General features: G+C 62.0%; 15 protein-coding genes and 1 tRNA gene. 4 read left to right on the top strand and 12 right to left on the bottom strand.

The genetic code is table 11. The annotated features are described in order from the left end of the window. Nucleotides 1-33: 33 nt before the first annotated feature. From lysA to xerD, 9 genes are all read right to left on the bottom strand, one after another. Nucleotides 34-1,272, bottom strand: a complete 1,239-nt coding sequence (gene lysA / locus DAES_RS07745) for a diaminopimelate decarboxylase (RefSeq protein ID WP_013514483.1) — start codon at nucleotides 1,270-1,272, stop codon at nucleotides 34-36. Between the two features lie 29 nt (nucleotides 1,273-1,301). Continuing rightward, a complete protein-coding gene (locus tag DAES_RS07750; protein ID WP_013514484.1) occupies nucleotides 1,302-1,772 on the bottom strand; it encodes a hypothetical protein in 471 nt (156 codons plus the stop codon). Continuing rightward, on the bottom strand, nucleotides 1,769-4,456 hold the full coding sequence (gene mutS / locus DAES_RS07755) for a DNA mismatch repair protein MutS (protein ID WP_041271386.1): 2,688 nt from the start codon (nucleotides 4,454-4,456) through the stop codon (nucleotides 1,769-1,771). The genes DAES_RS07750 and mutS overlap by 4 nt, the downstream gene beginning before the upstream one ends. Further along, nucleotides 4,453-5,604, bottom strand: a complete 1,152-nt coding sequence (locus tag DAES_RS07760; protein WP_013514486.1) for a tetratricopeptide repeat protein — start codon at nucleotides 5,602-5,604, stop codon at nucleotides 4,453-4,455. The genes mutS and DAES_RS07760 overlap by 4 nt, the downstream gene beginning before the upstream one ends. A 10-nt stretch (nucleotides 5,605-5,614) precedes the next feature. Beyond that, the gene (locus DAES_RS07765; RefSeq protein WP_013514487.1) at nucleotides 5,615-5,971 is read right to left on the bottom strand and encodes a lipopolysaccharide assembly protein LapA domain-containing protein; all 357 of its coding nucleotides are present in this window, start codon (nucleotides 5,969-5,971) and stop codon (nucleotides 5,615-5,617) included. An 11-nt stretch (nucleotides 5,972-5,982) separates the two neighbouring features. Beyond that, nucleotides 5,983-6,471: an HIT family protein gene (locus DAES_RS07770; protein ID WP_013514488.1), complete on the bottom strand. Its 489-nt coding sequence runs from the start codon at nucleotides 6,469-6,471 to the stop codon at nucleotides 5,983-5,985. A gap of 1 nt (nucleotide 6,472) precedes the next feature. Then, entirely contained in the window at nucleotides 6,473-6,949 is a 477-nt protein-coding gene (locus DAES_RS07775; protein ID WP_013514489.1) for a TIGR00725 family protein, read from the bottom strand. Nucleotides 6,950-7,050: 101 nt separating this feature from the next. Further along, nucleotides 7,051-9,732 carry a CBS domain-containing protein gene (locus DAES_RS07780; protein WP_041271696.1) on the bottom strand — a complete coding sequence of 894 codons (2,682 nt, stop codon included), beginning with the start codon at nucleotides 9,730-9,732 and terminating at the stop codon, nucleotides 7,051-7,053. A gap of 20 nt (nucleotides 9,733-9,752) precedes the next feature. Continuing rightward, the gene (xerD, locus tag DAES_RS07785; RefSeq protein ID WP_013514491.1) at nucleotides 9,753-10,676 is read right to left on the bottom strand and encodes a site-specific tyrosine recombinase XerD; all 924 of its coding nucleotides are present in this window, start codon (nucleotides 10,674-10,676) and stop codon (nucleotides 9,753-9,755) included. Between the two features lie 211 nt (nucleotides 10,677-10,887). Between xerD and DAES_RS07790 the strand changes: the two genes are divergently transcribed. Genes DAES_RS07790 through DAES_RS07800 form a run of 3 tightly spaced genes read left to right on the top strand, consistent with a single transcriptional unit; the run spans nucleotide 10,888 to nucleotide 12,866 of the window. Further along, nucleotides 10,888-12,054, top strand: coding sequence for an LL-diaminopimelate aminotransferase (locus DAES_RS07790; protein ID WP_013514492.1), 1,167 nt, complete (start codon nucleotides 10,888-10,890; stop codon nucleotides 12,052-12,054). After that, the gene (gene folK, locus DAES_RS07795) at nucleotides 12,054-12,554 is read left to right on the top strand and encodes a 2-amino-4-hydroxy-6-hydroxymethyldihydropteridine diphosphokinase (protein ID WP_269077530.1); all 501 of its coding nucleotides are present in this window, start codon (nucleotides 12,054-12,056) and stop codon (nucleotides 12,552-12,554) included. Before DAES_RS07790 ends, folK begins: the two co-directional genes overlap by 1 nt. Before the next feature lie 18 nt (nucleotides 12,555-12,572). Next, nucleotides 12,573-12,866, top strand: a complete 294-nt coding sequence (locus DAES_RS07800) for a TRASH domain-containing protein (RefSeq protein WP_013514493.1) — start codon at nucleotides 12,573-12,575, stop codon at nucleotides 12,864-12,866. Between the two features lie 100 nt (nucleotides 12,867-12,966). On the opposite strand, the gene DAES_RS17590 is transcribed toward DAES_RS07800, so the two are convergent. Beyond that, a complete protein-coding gene (locus DAES_RS17590) occupies nucleotides 12,967-13,482 on the bottom strand; it encodes a hypothetical protein (RefSeq protein ID WP_157864825.1) in 516 nt (171 codons plus the stop codon). Here DAES_RS17590 and DAES_RS07805 point away from each other — a divergent pair. Continuing rightward, the gene (locus DAES_RS07805) at nucleotides 13,435-15,528 is read left to right on the top strand and encodes a tetratricopeptide repeat protein (RefSeq protein ID WP_013514494.1); all 2,094 of its coding nucleotides are present in this window, start codon (nucleotides 13,435-13,437) and stop codon (nucleotides 15,526-15,528) included. The two genes, DAES_RS17590 and DAES_RS07805, sit on opposite strands and share 48 nt — an antisense overlap. A gap of 103 nt (nucleotides 15,529-15,631) precedes the next feature. Here the strand turns inward: DAES_RS07805 and DAES_RS07810 are convergent, their stop codons facing one another. Together DAES_RS07810 and DAES_RS07815 are read right to left on the bottom strand one after the other, a co-directional pair. After that, nucleotides 15,632-16,417, bottom strand: a complete 786-nt coding sequence (locus DAES_RS07810) for a carbonic anhydrase (RefSeq protein WP_013514495.1) — start codon at nucleotides 16,415-16,417, stop codon at nucleotides 15,632-15,634. 251 nt (nucleotides 16,418-16,668) lie between these two features. Continuing rightward, nucleotides 16,669-16,755 (bottom strand) — tRNA-Leu (locus tag DAES_RS07815). Nucleotides 16,756-16,762 lie beyond the last annotated feature (7 nt).

Consider the following 16,762-nt stretch of genomic DNA (forward strand, 5'->3'; position numbering starts at 1 on the left):
AATGAAAAGGCCGGGGCGAACCCCGGCCCCTGGCTAGAGTTCCTTGTCGATCAGGTCTTCGTAGGTCTCGCGCTTTCGGGCCACGGTCACCGTGTCACCATCCACCAGCAGCTCGCAGGCCCTGGGGCGCGAGTTGTAGTTGGACGACATGGTGAAGCCGTAGGCTCCGGCAGAGAAGACCGCCAGCAGTTCCCCCTGGTTCACGGCGGGCAGGGCGCGCTCGCGGGCCAGGAAGTCGCCGGATTCGCAGATGGGGCCGACCACGTCATAGGTCAGGGAGTCGCGCTCCTTGGGCGTGACCTCGGCGATGCGGTGGTAGGAGCCGTAGAGGCTGGGGCGCACCAGATCGTTCATGGCCGCATCCACGATGAGGAAATTCCGGGACGGGTTGGACTTGGTGTAGACCACCTCGGTGACCAGGATGCCCGCGTTGCCAGCGATGACCCGGCCCGGTTCGAGGATGACCTTGAGGGGAACGCCCGTGAGCTTCTCCTTGAGGGCCTGCCCGAACTCGGTGGGGTGGGGCGGCTCCTCCTCGTCATAGGTGATGCCGAGCCCGCCGCCCAGGTCGAGGTACTTGATGCCGATGCCCATGTCCTTGAGCCTGCCGTAAAAATCGAGCAGCTTGTCCAGCGCCTCCATGAACGGGGCGATGCTGGTGAGCTGCGAGCCGATGTGGCAGTCCATGCCGATGGGCTCGATGTTGGCAAGGTCCGCGCACATCCGGTAGGCCTCAAGGGAGTTCTCGATATCCAGGCCGAATTTGTTCTTCTTCATGCCGGTGGAAATGTAGGGATGGGTCTGCGGGTCCACATCGGGATTGATGCGGAAGCTGACCTTCGCCACCTTGCCCGCTTCGCCCGCCACTTCGTTGATCTTGAGCAGCTCGGCCACGGACTCGATGTTGAACATGAGAATCCCGGCATCGAGCGCCTCGCGGATCTCGGAGGGCCGCTTGCCCACGCCGGAGTAGACGATTTTGTCCGGCGACACGCCCGCCTTGAGCGCGCGATAGAGCTCGCCGCCCGAGACGATGTCCATGCCCGCACCCAACCCGGCCAGGAGCTTGAGCACCGAGAGGTTGGAGTTGGCCTTGACCGAGTAGCATGTCAGATGGTCCAGCCCGTCAAAGGCGGAGTCGAAGGCCTGGAAATGCCGGGTGAGGGTGGCGGCGGAGTAGACGTAAAGCGGGGTGCCGTATTGCCCGGCCAGGGCCGTGACCGGAACCTCTTCGGCAAAGAGGGCGCCGTCACGATACTCGAAATGATGCATGCACTATCTCTCCTTGGAAAATCTATGGATTACTGCGTGGTGACAAAGACATCGGTATAGGTCAGGGGGAGCGCGGGCAGGTCGTTCTTGCCAGCCACGCGAAAACGGTACTGCTTGTCCGGCTCAAGGGTACACAGGCTCAGCTTCAAGGTGTTGCCGACCAGATCGAAGGCGCCCTGGTTGCGCGTGAAATGGACGGCGTCCCTCGGCACGAACGGACAACCCACGCACCCCTCGCCGTCGCCGCCGCCCACGATCTCGTACTGGATGCTGGCCCGGTACAACCGCCGGGCCGCGCCGCCTACCGCGATGGTCAGCAGCAGGCAGGTGTCGGTGCGTTCCGCGGCCATGATCTCCAGGGTGAAGGTGTCCTCGCTTTGCTGGGGCTGCGGCCATTCCTTCTTGCCCAGGGCACACCCGGAGAGAGCGGCCTGGACGAGCAGGAGCAGGGCGGCCAGGGCGGCCAGGGAACGTTTCATCTGCGGAGTCGATCTGCTCATTGCTTGATCATGCCTTTCCACTGGTTGAGGAGCATCAATGCCTCTATGGGCGTCATGCCGTCCACGTCAAGGGCCGTCAACCGGGTGATGACGGGATGCTCCGGCACCGGTGCGCCGGGGGCCGGACACGCCGCATCCCCACACGTTTCCTGCGGGCACGGGGGAACCAGGGCGAATCCGGGCAGCAGCTTCTGCGAGGCGCGTTCAACCGCACCCCTGGAACGGGTATCCTGCGATTTTTCTTCGAGGTTCGCAAGGATTTCCCGCGCACGATCCACGACCGGTTTGGGCACCCCGGCCAGCTTGGCCACCTCGATGCCGTAGCTGCGGTCTGCCGGGCCGGGCACGAGCCTGCGCAGAAAGACAATGTCCCCCTTCCATTCCTTGACCGCGATATTGAGGTTTCTCAACCCCTCGATCTTTCCCTCTAGGCCGGTCAGCTCGTGGTAGTGGGTGGCGAACAGGGTGCGGATGCCGCCCCTGGCGCGGGTGGCAAGCTCCTCGACCACGGCCCAGGCCAGGGAAAGGCCGTCATAGGTGCTGGTGCCCCGGCCTATCTCGTCGAGGATGACCAGACTGCGCTGGGTGGCCTGACGCAGGATGCGGGCGGTCTCGGTCATCTCGACCATGAAGGTGGAGTGGCCCTGGGCCAGATTGTCCGAGGCTCCCACCCGCGAAAAGACGCGGTCCGCCAGCCCGAGGCGCGCCCGGCGGGCCGGGACAAAGGAGCCGATCTGGGCCATGATCACGAAGATGGCTACCTGTCTGAGCACCGTGGACTTGCCCGCCATGTTCGGGCCGGTGATGAGCAGGATGCGCTTGTCCCTGTCCATCCGCAGGTCGTTCGGGATGTAAGTGGCCCGGCCCATGGCATCCTCGACCACCGGGTGCCGGCCCGCCTCGATGTCGATGTCCAGGCCGTCGTGCAGCTCTGGCCGGTGCCACTCGTTGATCCGGGCGGCCTCGGCCAGCCCCTGCCAGTAGTCCAGGGCGGCCACGGCGTCGGCCATGAACAGGAACCGGCTCCGGGCGCTGGCCACCTGTTCGCGCAGGGTCAGAAAAAGGCTGTGTTCCAGGGCCTTGCGCTCGTCAGAGGCAGAGATGATCCGCTCTTCCATTTCCTTGAGGGCCGGGGTGATGTAGCGCTCGCTGCCCACCAGGGTCTGGCGGCGGATGAAATGGTCGGGCACCTGTCCCTTGTACGCCTTGGAAACCTCGAAATAATAGCCAAAGACCTTGTTGTAGCCGAGTTTCAGCTTGGGGATGCTGCTTGCGTCCAACTCCTGCTGGTGCAGGGTCCGCAGCTTGTCCTCGCCGTGCTCGTTGAGCTCGATCAGTTCGTCTAGCCGAGGGTCGAACCCCTTGCGGAACAGGCCGCCGTCCGTGATCAGGGGAGGCGGGGAGTCCACGAAGGAGGATTCGAGCAGTCCGGCCAAGTCCTCCATGTCGTCCCATTTCAGGAGCAGCCGTTTCACGTCGGGCGCGGTGTCAAGGTCAAGCCCGGCGAGCAGGGCGCGGACCTTGGGCAGCATGGGCAGGCTCTGGCGCAGGGCCACGAAATCCCTGGGCGTGGCCCGGCCCAGGACCACGCGGGTGGAGAGCCGCTCAAGGTCGTGCACCCCGTCGAGCGCCTGGCGCAGGTCGGCCCTGAGCTGGTCGCGGTCGTGGAGAAAGACCACGCAATCCTGGGTCTTTTCGATGGGAACAATGTCGCGCCAGGGCTGGCGCAGGCGGGCCTCCAGCAGGCGTCCCCCCATGGGGGTCATGGTCCGGTCCAGGACGCGCCACAGGGTGCCCTTGCCCGGCCTGCCGTCAAGGCGGCGGAAAATTTCGAGATTGCGCTCTGTCACCTCGTCCAGGAGCAGGTGTTTGCCCAGGTTGAGCGGCCTGAATTCGCCCAGGTGGGTGAGGGGGCATTTCTGGGTGTGCTCAAGGTAGGTCAGCAGCGCGCCGCAGGCGCGCACCAGCTCCGGCTTGTCACCCAGGTCAAGGCTGTCGAGACTGGCCGTCCCCTGCACCTCGGCAATGCGCCGGGCCGCCATGGCCGGATCGAAATAGGAGGCGGGCGGCACGCCCGTGACCTGCGCCTCCAGCTCGGCATACTGGGGCGGCACCTTGCGCCCTTGGGGCAGGAGCAGCTCGCGCGGGCCGATCTTGACGATCCATTGCCACAGCTCCGGCTCGCGGCGGCTGTGCAGGCCGGACCACTGCCCGGTGGAGAAATCGACCCAGGCGACGCCGCCCGCGTTCCTGTCCGAGTCCCAGAACATCACACCAAGGTAATTGTTTTCCTTGGATTTGAGGTTTGAATCTTCGACCACGGTGCCGGGAGTGAGCACGCGGGTGACGGCCCGCTTGACCAGCCCCTTGGCCTCCTTGGGGTCTTCGATCTGGTCGCAGATGGCGATGCGGTATCCCTTGTCGAGCAACTGGGTCAGGTAGGGCTCGACAGCGTGGTGCGGCACCCCGCACATGGGGATGGGGTTGTCATCCTTGGGATTGCGGCTGGTCAGCGTGATCTGCACGGCCCTGGCCACGGTCTGGGCATCCTCGAAGAACAGCTCGAAGAAGTCGCCCATGCGGAAGAACAGCAGGCAACCGGGATTCTCCTCCTTGAAGCGGAGGTATTGTTCCAGCATGGGGGTCAGTTTCTGCTTTTCCACGACACCGGCAGGGTTGGTTATTGCGAGAAATCTTTGCGAAAACCGATGGAATGCCAGCTGCGGCAGCGGGGGCAGTTGTAGAAGAGATGGTCGCGCTTGAGGCCGCAGCGGCGGCAGAAGAAGCGACGCACCATGCGCGCCCGGTCGATGAAGAAGTTCAACTGTTCCATGAAGAACGGAGTCAGGGTCTGATCCATGCGCGACTGCTCGAAAAGCTCAAGGCGGGCCAGCCAGAAATCGGACTGCATGACCAGGGTCTTCTCAAACCAGCTCTTGGCGTTCTCGATGTCGCCGATGCGCAGCAGGTACACGCCCCCGTAGTAGAGCAGCAGCACGTCCGGCTCCTGCGACTCGATGACCGGCACCACGGCAGTGACCACGGCCCGGTCCGAGCAGACCCCGGCCCACTCGGCGTTCTCGTCGGGCGGCGTGTCCATGGGCCGCTCCGCCTTGATCAGGGCCTGGAGCAACCCTTCGAGCAGGACAAAGCGCAGGTCCGAAGCCACGTTGTCCAGGGCCTCGCGCAGGATGTCGGCCACGCGCCGCTCGCTGCCGGACTTGTAGGCCTGGACCATCTGCTCAAGCCACGCCTCGACCGCGCCGGGATAGGCGCGGATGGCGTGCCGGAGTGATCGATTGGCCTGGGATTCCTTGCCTTCCTTGAAATAATCCATGGCAAGGCGGACAAGATAGTGCGCCTGCGGCAGGGGCAGATTGAGCTGCCCAAAAGCCTCGGCGGCTTTTTCGAACGCCCCGCGTTCCGCTGCCAGACGGGCCATCTCGTGCTGGATGGCGACCGCATCCTGCCCCTGGGCACGGGCATCCTCGAACGCCTGTGCGGCCCGGTCCAGAAAACCGCCGCGCCGGAAATCGCGGCCAAGCTCGAACAGGGCGCGGGCCTTGAACTCGCGGGCAAGGCCGGGCCTGACGATGAGGCTGTTGCGGATATGGATGGCGCGCTCGATCTCGCCCTGGGAGCGGTAGAGGCTGCCCAGCGCGAGATAGATTTCAACCGCCTCCGGGTCGTTCTTGACGACCTGACTCAACTCCTCGATGGCCGCACGGGTGTCCTGGACGAGGAAGGCTTCCCCGCCAGTCACTTCACGCGCAGCCTTGAGCTTCTGGTTGAAGTCAGAGGGCTTCTTGCGGTTGAACGGATTCCAGGCCATGGGCTTCCCGTCAGTTGGACTGTTCGGACTTTTCTTCGGTGTTGTAGGAGCGCGTCTCGTTGATGGGCATGTTGCGCAGGGAGTTCAGTTCCTGTTCCAGGCTGGCCATGCGGGTCTTGCATTCCCTGAGCTTGACGCCGGAGCGGAACTTGTCCAGCGCGAAATAGATCATGGTCAGGATGGCCCCTGCCACAAAGGCGGCCATGATCAACACGGCAAAGGGCAGGGGAACCGAGTGCAGCGTCATGGTGTAGGGGATTTCCAGCTTCAGGACTAGCCCTTGGAGCAACACATCGTTGTTCTGGCTGAAGAAAAGGATGGAAAAGACAAAAAGAGCCAGGAGAAACAGAACTTTGATGAAACGCATGAGCCTACTCCTTACGATGTAATTGCGTCAAACAGAGGCCGAAGCCGGGCATAGGTTGAACTCAGATGCTCCGGAATGACCGTGGTTTCGCCGAACACGGCCATGAACGAGGCGTCGCCGTTCCATCGGGGAACGATCTGGAAATGCATGTGTTGGGCGATCCCGGCCCCGGCGGCCTCGCCCAGGTTCAGCCCCATGTTGATGCCATGGGGGTGGAACGCCTGCTCCAGCACCGAGGTGCTGTGGCGAAGCCAGAGCATGCAGTCGTTGGACTCTTCCAGGCTGAGGTCGAGCAGACTGCTCACATGGCGGTAGGGTGTGACCATCAAATGTCCGTTGTTGTAGGGGAATTTGTTCATGATCACGAAACAGTACCGCCCCCGGGCCAGAATGCACCGCTCCTCGTCCTGCGCCTGGTCCTCAGGGATGCAGAACACGCATTCGTCCGGCTTTGGCCCCAGGATGTAGTTCAGCCTCCACGGCGCCCACAATACTTCCATATCACTTCCGCTCAAGAATTGATTTGATAATCGACAGGGCGTGTTCCGGATCCCGTGCCCGCTGCACGCCGTCTATCGCGCCCATGTCGCCGATGGCCACCACCGGCTTGCCTGTCTTGCGGGCCAGGGCCACCTCCGAGAGGGTGCCGAACCCGCCGCCCACGGCCACGATCACGTCGCCGTTGGTCACCACCAGCATGTTGCGCATGGGGCCAAGCCCGGTGGCGATGGGGATTTCCACCCAGGCGTTGGCCGTGGTCCGGTCGCTCGACGGCAGTATGCCAATGGTCCTGCCGCCCGCCTCGCGCGCGCCCTTGCACGCGCCTTCCATGACCCCGCCCAGGCCGCCGCAGACCACGACATATCCGTTCCTGGCCAGCAGGCCTCCCAGCTCGACAGCGGCTGCGTAGAGCGCCCGGCCCTCACTATTCGGCCCGCACTGGCCTGATCCTATCACGGATACATGGCTTTTTGCCATGGCCCACTCCTGTTCGACCGCCATGACGGCAGCACTCTCAGTATCACCAATGGCCTGATTTTTCTACACGCCTTGGCGTCTTTGGGCAAGCATGAAACCGCTCACGAACCGTCGCCTTCCTTACACGTGCGCGACAAAGCACGCCCGAGCCGCTTGGCCAGCCGGAGCTGGTCCTCGCGCGTTTGCGCCCTGCCGTCGATCTTTGCCTCAAGCACCCTGACGAGGATGGCCGAGTAGGCCGGGCCAGGCGCAAGCCCCATCTCCTGAAGATCGGTTCCAGACACGTCGATGGTCACATCGCGCAGCCGGGTCAGGTATTGCGAGATGCCCCGGCGGATGTGCTCCTTCCTGCTGCGGGCCATGAGGAACAGGACGCCCTCAAGGGGGATGGGCCGAAGAATGGCGGAGAGCCGGCTCAAGCGCGACTTGTCCTCGCGCCAGCTCATGAGCCGCATGAGGGCGTCGCCGATCATGTCGCGCAACTGGAGGAATTCGCGCTCCTCCTTGGTGGTGAAGCGCAGCCTCGACGTCACCTGACCGATCTGGTCGCGCTTGATGCCCATGGTCAGACCCAGCAGATAGAGCTTCCATGGCACGACCCTGGGCTCCAGGTAGAGCAGCTTGTACCAGTTGTTGACCTTGCCAAGCTCCATGAGCACCTGCACCCGGTCCGCCGAGAGCTTGAGCAGGGGATGGATCGCCTCCATGATGCCCAGCTCCTGCATCCGGTTGAGGCAGGCCAGCGGATTCTCCTCGGCCATGATCAGCTGCAATTCGTGCATGATGCGGGTGCCGGAGAGTTTGCTGAACAGGTCGAGGCTCAGGGCGTTCTTGATCAGGCGCAGGGTCTGGCCGCCGATCTGGAATTCGAAACGCCGCTCAAAGCGGATGGCGCGCAGGATGCGGGTCGGGTCTTCCACAAAGCTCAAGGAGTGGAGCACCCGGATGGCCTTGTTCTTCATGTCCTGCTCCGCGCCGAAAAAGTCCACCAACTGGCCGAACCGGCCCGGATTGATGCGCAGGGCCAGGGCATTGATGGTGAAATCGCGCCGGTACAGATCCATCTTGATGGACGAAAGCTCCACCGTGGGCAGGGCCGCCGGGTATTCATAGTATTCGAGCCGGGCCGTGGCCACGTCCACGCGCTGGTCGTCGAGGATGACCACCGCTGTCTTGAACTTGACATGGGCCTTGACCCTGCCGCCCAGCTGTCGGGCCAGCCGCCGGGCATAGGCGATGGCGTCGCCTTCCACCACCAGGTCGAGATCGAAATTGGGCCGGGCCAGCAGGATGTCGCGCACGAAACCGCCCACCGCGTAGACCTCCCAGCCCATATCCTGGCCCAGTTCGCCCGCGACCTTCAGGAAATCGATCATCTTCTGGGGCAGTCGGCTGTTGACCAGGGAGGCGATGTTGCGCTCCCTGCGCCGCTCGGGCAGCAGCGAGTCCGGAATCCGCGCCGGTTCGTCGATGAGCATGTTCATCAGGTCGGTCCGGGTGATCACCCCGACCAGGGTTTCGCCGTCCATGACCGGAAGCATGCGCTGCCGTTTGCCCAGGATGATCTCCATGACCCGGTACAGATCGGTCCCGGACTCCACGGTCTCGAACTTGCGGCTCATGTATTCGCTCAGGCCGAGCTTGCCCAGGCCGTGCGACAGGGCCTTGTCCGCGGTCTGGTGTCCCATGATGCCGACGCAGCGCATGGTGCCGCTGGCGACCACGGGCACATCCTTCAGGCCGTAGCGGGTCATCAGTTCCACAGCCTCGTTCATGGCCCTGTCGTCCTCGATGACCACCGGCGGGCGCGACATCAGGCTCTCGATCACGATCTGGGGGTTGATGTGGGAGTAGAGCAGGGCAAAGAGATCGTCGCGCACCTCGGCCAGGGTCCGGTCCTTGACCGTGGCCGAGGCCGCAGCCGCGTGTCCGCCGCCGCCTAGGGAGGTGCAGATCTGGCCGACGCTGACATCCGGGTGCTTGGAGCGCGCCACCACGTGGATGCGGTCGCCCATGCGCCCCAGGGCAATGACGACCCGGATGTTCTCCATGTCCATGAGTTTGTGGACCAGCAGGGCGAAGTCGGGCACGAAGCGGTCCGTGGACAATTCGGTGATGACCACGTCCACGCCGTGGATGTCGTAGGTGGCCGCGTTCTGGAGCAGCTCGCCCAGGTGGGTGATCTGCTCGGCGGACAATTCATGGGAGAGAAGGTCTGAAATGACCTCGATGTCCATGCCCTGACCCTTGAGCCAGCCTGCGGCCTCGAAATCGTGCGGGGTGGTGGAGTTGAAGCCAAAGGAACCGGTGTCCTCGTAGATGCCGAGCCCGAGCAGGGTGGCTTCCTCGGCGTTCAGGGTGATGCCGCGTGTACGCATCTCGGCCACGATGATGGCCGTGGTCGAGCCCCAGTCCTTGACCACGCTCATTTCCGCCTTCAGATCGTCGTCCGTGTCCGGATGATGGTCATAGAGGTGGATGCGCAACCCCGGCTTGTCCAGCAGGGGACGCACCTGGGGGATGCGCGAGCGCTGACGGGTGTCCACCACCACCAGCAGTTCCACATCGTCGGGGTCGATGTCCTTGAAAGCCTTGAAGTTGAAGAGATATGTCGTGCTCTGGATGAAGAAGTTGCGCAGGCTCTTCTCCTGGCTGCCGGGAAAGACGAGGGTTGCGCCCGGATAGAGCTTGCTGGCCGCGACCATGGCGGCCAGGGCGTCGAAATCCGCGTTGGCGTGGGCCGTGATCACGGTCTTGGCATGTATCTTTTCGTTTGCGTTCATGGGGGTGTCAGCCGTGGCGATCACATGGAGGACCGCGGGTGGTATTGCTGGTGGATCGACCTGAGCCTGCCCGCCTGGATGTGGGTGTAGATTTCCGTTGCCGAGATGTCGGAATGGCCGAGCAGCATCTGCACGGTGCGCAGGTCCGCGCCGCCTTCGAGCAGATGGGTGGCAAAGGAGTGGCGAAAGGTGTGGGGCGAAATGCTCCGTTTGATTCCGGCCTTGTCCGCGTAAGTCTTGATCAGCTTCCACACCCCCTGACGGGTCAGCCCCTTGCCCGAGCGGTTGAGGAACATGAAGTCCACGGCAGGGCGGAAGGCGGGACGGGTGTTCAGCAGATAGCGACTCAGCACATCCTGCGCCACATAGTGGATGGGCACCAGCCGTTCCTTGGCCCCCTTGCCGAACACCCGGAGCAGCCCGGTCTGGGCGTCGTAGTCCAGCACCTTCATCTCGATCAGCTCCGAGACGCGCAGCCCGGCGGCGTAGAGCAGCTCCAGCATGGCTTGATCGCGCATGCCCAGCTTTGTGGCAGTTTCGGGCAGGGCGAGCACACGGGACATTTCCTCGCGGGTCAGGAATTCCGGGAGCTTTTTGGGCAGCTTGGGATTCTCCAGCAGATGGCCGGGGTCTTCCTTGTACCAGCGCTGGTCCAGGGCAAAGGCGAAGAAGCCGCGCAGGGACGAAAGGTGTCGGGCCAGGGAGCGGCTCTGGAGTCCCCTGGCGCGCAGATATGTCAGATATAAAAAGAGCGTGCGCTCGGTCAGGTCTTCAAGGCGGAAGGATTTTTCCTCAAGAAAGGCAAGCAGGGAGGCGAGGTCGGCGGAATAGCCGGACAGGCTGTTTTCGGAGAGTCCCTTTTCGATGAGGACATGCTCAAGGTAGCCGTCCACCCAATGGTGGGCAGGGGGGGTGTCTCTGCCTGATTTCTGTTCCCTGGCCATGATCACGCCACAATCACTCTGAGTGTTTGAAATGGTGCAATAAAATTGTCCCGTCCCCAACCATCGCTCACGGTCCGGCAGGGGTGGTCCGGCCACGCCTTCATCCGATAGCTATCAAGTGGGCGCACAAAGAGCAATGGTTCACATTGACAGTGGGACACCGCCCAATTATGAAAGACACTTCGTAGTTTACTGCAAGGAGAGTTCATACATGACAGTTTTCAGTCTCGCGGATCGCCTTTCGACTTTGCCCCCGTACCTGTTCGCGGCCATCGACAAGGCCAAGGCCCAGGTGGCGGCCAAGGGCATGGACATCATCAGCCTCGGCATAGGCGACCCCGACCTTCCCACTCCCGAATTCATCATCGAGGCCCTGTATAACGGCGCCAAGAACCCCAGGAACCATCAGTATCCTTCCTATATAGGCATGAAAACATACCGGCAGGCCGTGGCCGACTGGTACAAGCAGCGTTTCGACGTGGATCTCGACCCTGACACCGAGGTGGTCAGCCTCATCGGCTCCAAGGAAGGCATCGCCCATTTCCCGCTGGCGTTCATCAATCCGGGCGACGTGGCCCTGGTGGCCACGCCCAACTATCCGGTCTACGGCATCGCCACCAACTTCGCGGGCGGCGAGGTGCAGTATCTGCCGCTGCTTGAGGAGAACGACTTCCTGGTCGATCTCGACGCCGTGAGCAACGACACCTGGGCCAAGGCCAAGATGATCTTCGTGTGCTATCCGAACAACCCGACTGCGGCCACGGCCACCCGGGAGTTCTACGAGCGCCTCATCGAAAAAGCCAGGGAGTTCAACGTCATCGTCGTCTCCGACGCGGCTTACACCGAAATCTACTACAACCCCGACGACCGGCCCATGTCCATCCTTGAATGCAAAGGGGCCAAGGACGTGTGCATCGAATTTCATTCCCTGTCCAAGACCTACAACATGACCGGATGGCGCATCGGCATGGCTGTCGGCAACCCGAGCCTGGTTGCCGGGCTGGGCAAGATCAAGGAGAACTGCGATTCCGGCATCTTCCAGGCCGTGCAGGAAGCGGGCATCGCCGCCCTCAGGGATGGCGAGCCCTACGCCGAGCAGTTCCGCGCCATTTACAAGGAGCGGCGCGACGTGGTCAGCGCGGCCCTGACCAAGGCGGGTATCAGGCACCGCGTCCCCGACGCCTCCTTCTACATGTGGTGCAACACCCCCGAAGGCTACAAGTCGTCGGAATTCGTTACCAACGTGTTGATGCAGACGGGCGTGGTGCTGACGCCAGGCAATGGCTTCGGCACTCCCGGCGAAGGGTATTTCCGCATCTCTCTCACCGTAAACAACGACAAGCTCGAGGAGGCGGTATCCAGAATATCGAAACTGTAATCTGCTACGTCAGCCTCGGTTCCAACGAGGGAAACCCCGAAGAGAACCTGAACGAAGCGCTGACGCGGCTTGAGACCTATGGCGACGAGATTTCGCTCAAGGCCATTTCGAGCATCTACCTGACCGAGCCGCAGGGGGAGATCAGGGATCAGCCCTGGTTCGCCAACCAGATGATCAAACTCGAAATCGATGCTGAGATATGGGCGGCTGCCGGGTTTCTCTCCACCTGCACGGCCATCGAGGCCCAGCTGGGCCGGAACCGGCAGGTGCCGGGCGGTCCGCGTCCACTGGACATGGACATCATCGCCTGGGGGGATGTGGTCATGCACACCGACTTCCTGACCCTGCCGCATCCGCGGGCCAGGGAAAGGGCGTTCGTGCTCATTCCGCTCAAGGAGATCGCGCCTGATTTCGTCTTTCCCGACGGGACCACGGTGGACGAGGCCCTTGCCGCCATCCGGTACCGGCTGGACGGCAACAAAATCTGGCAGGATTCCTAAACCACCACGGAGCGCTCCATGCTGAAGTTCATCGTCATCGGCCTCGCCTTGTTTCTCGTCTACAAGCTCTTTTCCGGAGACAAGAAGAAAAAGGAAATGGGCCAGAAGGAAACCATGAAGCAGAAGGTCGCCTCCGGGGAGATGATCAAGGACCCGGTATGCGGCACCTTTGTGGAAAAGGACGGAGACATCCGCGTCAGGGAAGGGGAGAAGTTGCACGTCTTCTGCTCCTATGAATGCCGCGACATCTACCTCAAGCAGATCGACGCCATCACCGTTGATCCCGTGGAAAAGCCCAAAGACGAAGCATAGCCCAGACCTCATCCAACACTTCACAAAAGCCCGGCAACGGGCTTTTTTTGCGTCCTGTGTGCGGGGACACGTGAGCACCTTTGTATGAAGGTGCTCACGTTCATGGACATGCCAGGGCCAGTGATCTGACCAACGGCTCCACGAAGTGCGCGCCGCCTGTCCAAGGGCAACCATGCCAGAGGTCCGACGAGTCAGGACGGGCAGGCACGGCCTTGGAAGCGTTTTTCCTGATTTGATGACCGGGATCATGCCGGGTGAACATGAAAATGCCTCCACAAGGATTTTCAGGACACAACGAGAGAGGTCGAGGGACGAACAACGCGATGCCAAGAGTTAAAGCATTGGCTTGTTCTGCTATTTCAACATTATACACAGTTGTCTCATAATGTAAATTATGTAAACTTTTAAAAAATAAGGGTGAAAGCTGGTTGGCCGGGCCTTGATCCGCCCTCTCTTGGGAGCCATTTTCCGGGAACCGCGAAATTGGCCCATTGAGAGTTTTTGTCGAGCCTGTTAAGGGAATGGCCTTCGGAAACCAACAAAATGCCGCTAGCGGTGTGTGAGAGCCATGAAACGAATTTTGATCATTTTGGCAGCCGGTGTCCTTGTCCTTCATGGGTTCGCCTTTGACTGCGCCGCCCAGTCTGCATCCGCCGACTCCTTTGAGGGCTGGCTCGAAAAGTATGGTGCCTGGGACCGACTCGAACAGGAATACGCGTCCGAATCCTCAAGCGACGCGCCCGATGTCATCCTCAAACGGGCCGAGGTCTACCTGAACCTCAACTCTCCGGGCAAGGCCCTGGAGATCATCGAGATGACTCCCGCCTTTGCGGACAATGCCTATGAGATCGAGCGACTCTGGCTGGGCGGCAAGGCCCAGCGCGCCATGGGCGACCTGAACAAGGCCGTGCTCTGGTTCAGCCAGTCGGCCTCGCTGACCCCGGACGCGAACACCATGATCCGTCGCTTCAAGGATGAAGCCGGCCTGGAGCACGTCTGGATGGATGTCTGGCTCAAGCGTTTCTGGTCTTTCCGTGCCAACACGACCCTTTCACGGGACGTGCAATACGAGGCCCTCAAGCGGATTCAGTCCGTCGGAGCCACTGTCTGGGGCGGGAGCTACTGGACCACCGCTGGTACGGCCCTGGCCTCGCAGGTCCATGGCCAGTCGCCCTCCCCGGCCACTGGCGGGGTTGCCTCAATGGTCTCCCAGGCCGACAGCGACGCAATCGTCAAGGCCCTTGCCCTGGTTTCCCTCGAAAATTTCGAAGAAGCCAAGGTTTCTGTCGAGACCCTGAGCAGGGACGAGGTCCGGGCCTTCTGGCGCATGGTCATCGACTTTCTCGAAACCGGCAGCCTGCCGTCTGACCTCACTGTCTTTGATGGCGGTAACTATCTGAAAGCCAACGCTTTCTGGGAAGGGAACCTGCTTGCGCCCTATTCCGTGTCCCGTTCCCAGTGGCTGCTTGGCAACCCGGAGTCCGGACCGTGGACCTCGTTCCGCAACAACATCCTTTCCATGCCCTTGGACGACGCCAACCGGGCCATCGACAACGAACTCGGCTCCATGCTCATCTCCGAGCAGACCGGGGCCCTGCTCGGCAGCTTCAAGTTTGCCCTCGCCCTTGCCAACGGGGATTTCATTACCTCGGCAAACGCCTGGAATAAAACAGATAAACGCATGCTTCCATTGGCCCTGCAATTGGCTGGCGCCATGCGCTTCAAGGATAACTTGAACAATCTCCTGCCCGAGAATCAGGCCGAGGCCATCAAGGTCCACCCGATTCTGACCGCCTTGTGCAGCGCTGGCGGGTATGAAGTGAACGCGGACGAGGCCCCTTTCTGGATTTCCGCGCCGGCAGACAAGATCACCCCCCTCTCGCAGCGCGACTGGCCCATGGACAAGCTGCTCCTGCTTGCCAGCTGGCAGCAGGAATTCTTGAAATCCCCCACCGAGGATCTGGCCAAGCGCTCGGCCTACCTGTTCGACGACACGGCGTTCGGCATCGAGAGCACCCTCTACCTGGCGGATCAGGCCGTGCGCTTGAACCAGTTGCAGCTCGGAGCCTTCTACCTCAACAGCATCAAGGCCGACACTCTGGGACCGGCCCAAAAGATGAAGTGGTATGATGTCAAACTCCGCCTTGAGCTCGAAACAGGGCGGGAGGACGCCGCCCTTGAGACATACCGGCAGATGGCCGCCTCTTCCGAGGCCATCCCGGTCATGACCCGCCTGCGCATGGCCCTGCTCTTTCAGCAAAAACGCGACTTCGTGACCGCGCGCGACCAGCTCCTGGCCATCTGGGCCAGCCGCGACACCATCACCACCACCCTCCAGGCCGAGACCCTGTTCTGGCTCGGCGAGGGCGAACAGGGCATGCAAAACACGGAAAAGGCGCTGGACTACTACCTGCAACTGGCCTGGAAGTACCCCCAGGAGAACATCTGGGCTTTGACCGCCATGTACCGCGCCTCCCTGATCTACGAAAAACAGGGCAAATACGACACGGCCAAACGGCTGCTCAACACCGTGGTCAGCCGGGCCGACCGCAAGGAACAGCGCGAGGCCGCCAAGGCGCGCATCGACGCCATCGACAAGAAGATGGGCAAAGGCGGACAGACCCCGACCACCGGCGGCTCCACCCTGGTCTACCCCTTCTAGACCGCCCTCCCCCTCAACGCACAAGGCCCGCACGGCGAATACGCCGTGCGGGCCTCGTTCATTGGAGCGAGTGTCTTCGCCAGGAACTGGCGACCGCTCTGCCCTACTCGGCCATGGCGTTCATGGCACGGCCAGGGTCGCGCTCCACCGCGTCCAGCAGTTCGAGAACCCTGGACTCGGGCAGCCAACTGACGCGGCCAGTCCCGACGTCGTAAATCGCCCCGACCACCTTGACCTTGCCGGACCTGACGATCATGCGGGTGGCCGGGCTCTGCATGAACAGGTCCGTGATGCCCTGCCAGACGTTCTCCTCGATGGCAAAGGGCAACACGGCCCTGCCCGAAGCATCGGGATGGGCGGCGATGGCCCGCTGCACAGCCGGGATGATGGGAGCGACCAGCGGCGGAATATTGCGTTCAAACGTCAGCTTGCGCCCCTGCACCACGTCGGTCACGGCTGCGACAGCGCCGCATTGGGTGTGCCCCATGACCACCAGCACCGGCGTGTGCACATGGGCCAGCCCGTACTCGATGGACCCGGCCTCGTCGGTTTTCACCACATTGCCCGCCACCCGGACCACGAACAGGTCTATGAATCCGGCGTCGAAAATCCGCTCCACCGGCACGCGGGAATCCGCGCAGGAAAGCACGGTGGCAAAGGCATGATCGGCCTGGCTCTCGTTCCCGGCCTGGGCCAGCCGCTCCGCGTCGGTGTTTTCATGGAGCGCCTTCCCGGCGACGAACCGCTCGTTGCCTTCCTTGAGCATGGCCATGACCTCGTCGGGTGAGGCTTTGCCCACCACCAGCTCGGCCTGGGCCAAGGCCACCAGGACAGTGGCAAACACAACGTTCGCGCAGATGATGGCCAGGGAATGGAATTTACGGTCCATGCTCTCCTCCCGATTTAGGTGCATGAGTGACACGATGAAAGACAAGATCATAGGACATTATAATGACATGCTGGCATATAAGTATCATTCACACAACCCGAATTGAGGAAATACGTGCTGCTGTCCTTCGGAGGACGACTGAACATAGGCATGAGCATACGGCGTATGGGATGCACCCGTGAGTAAAAGGATACTGGACGCACCAAAAGAGGAAGGGTTGCAGCTTGTTAGCCGCAACCCTTTTTCATTCGTGGTGCCGAGGGGGGGATTCGAACCCCCACGGAATTTCTTCCACTGCCCCCTCAAGACAGCGTGTCTACCAATTCCACCACCTCGGCTTTATGC

It is taken from the genome of Pseudodesulfovibrio aespoeensis Aspo-2 (assembly GCF_000176915.2).
GTDB classification, from domain to species: Bacteria; Desulfobacterota; Desulfovibrionia; order Desulfovibrionales; family Desulfovibrionaceae; genus Pseudodesulfovibrio; species Pseudodesulfovibrio aespoeensis.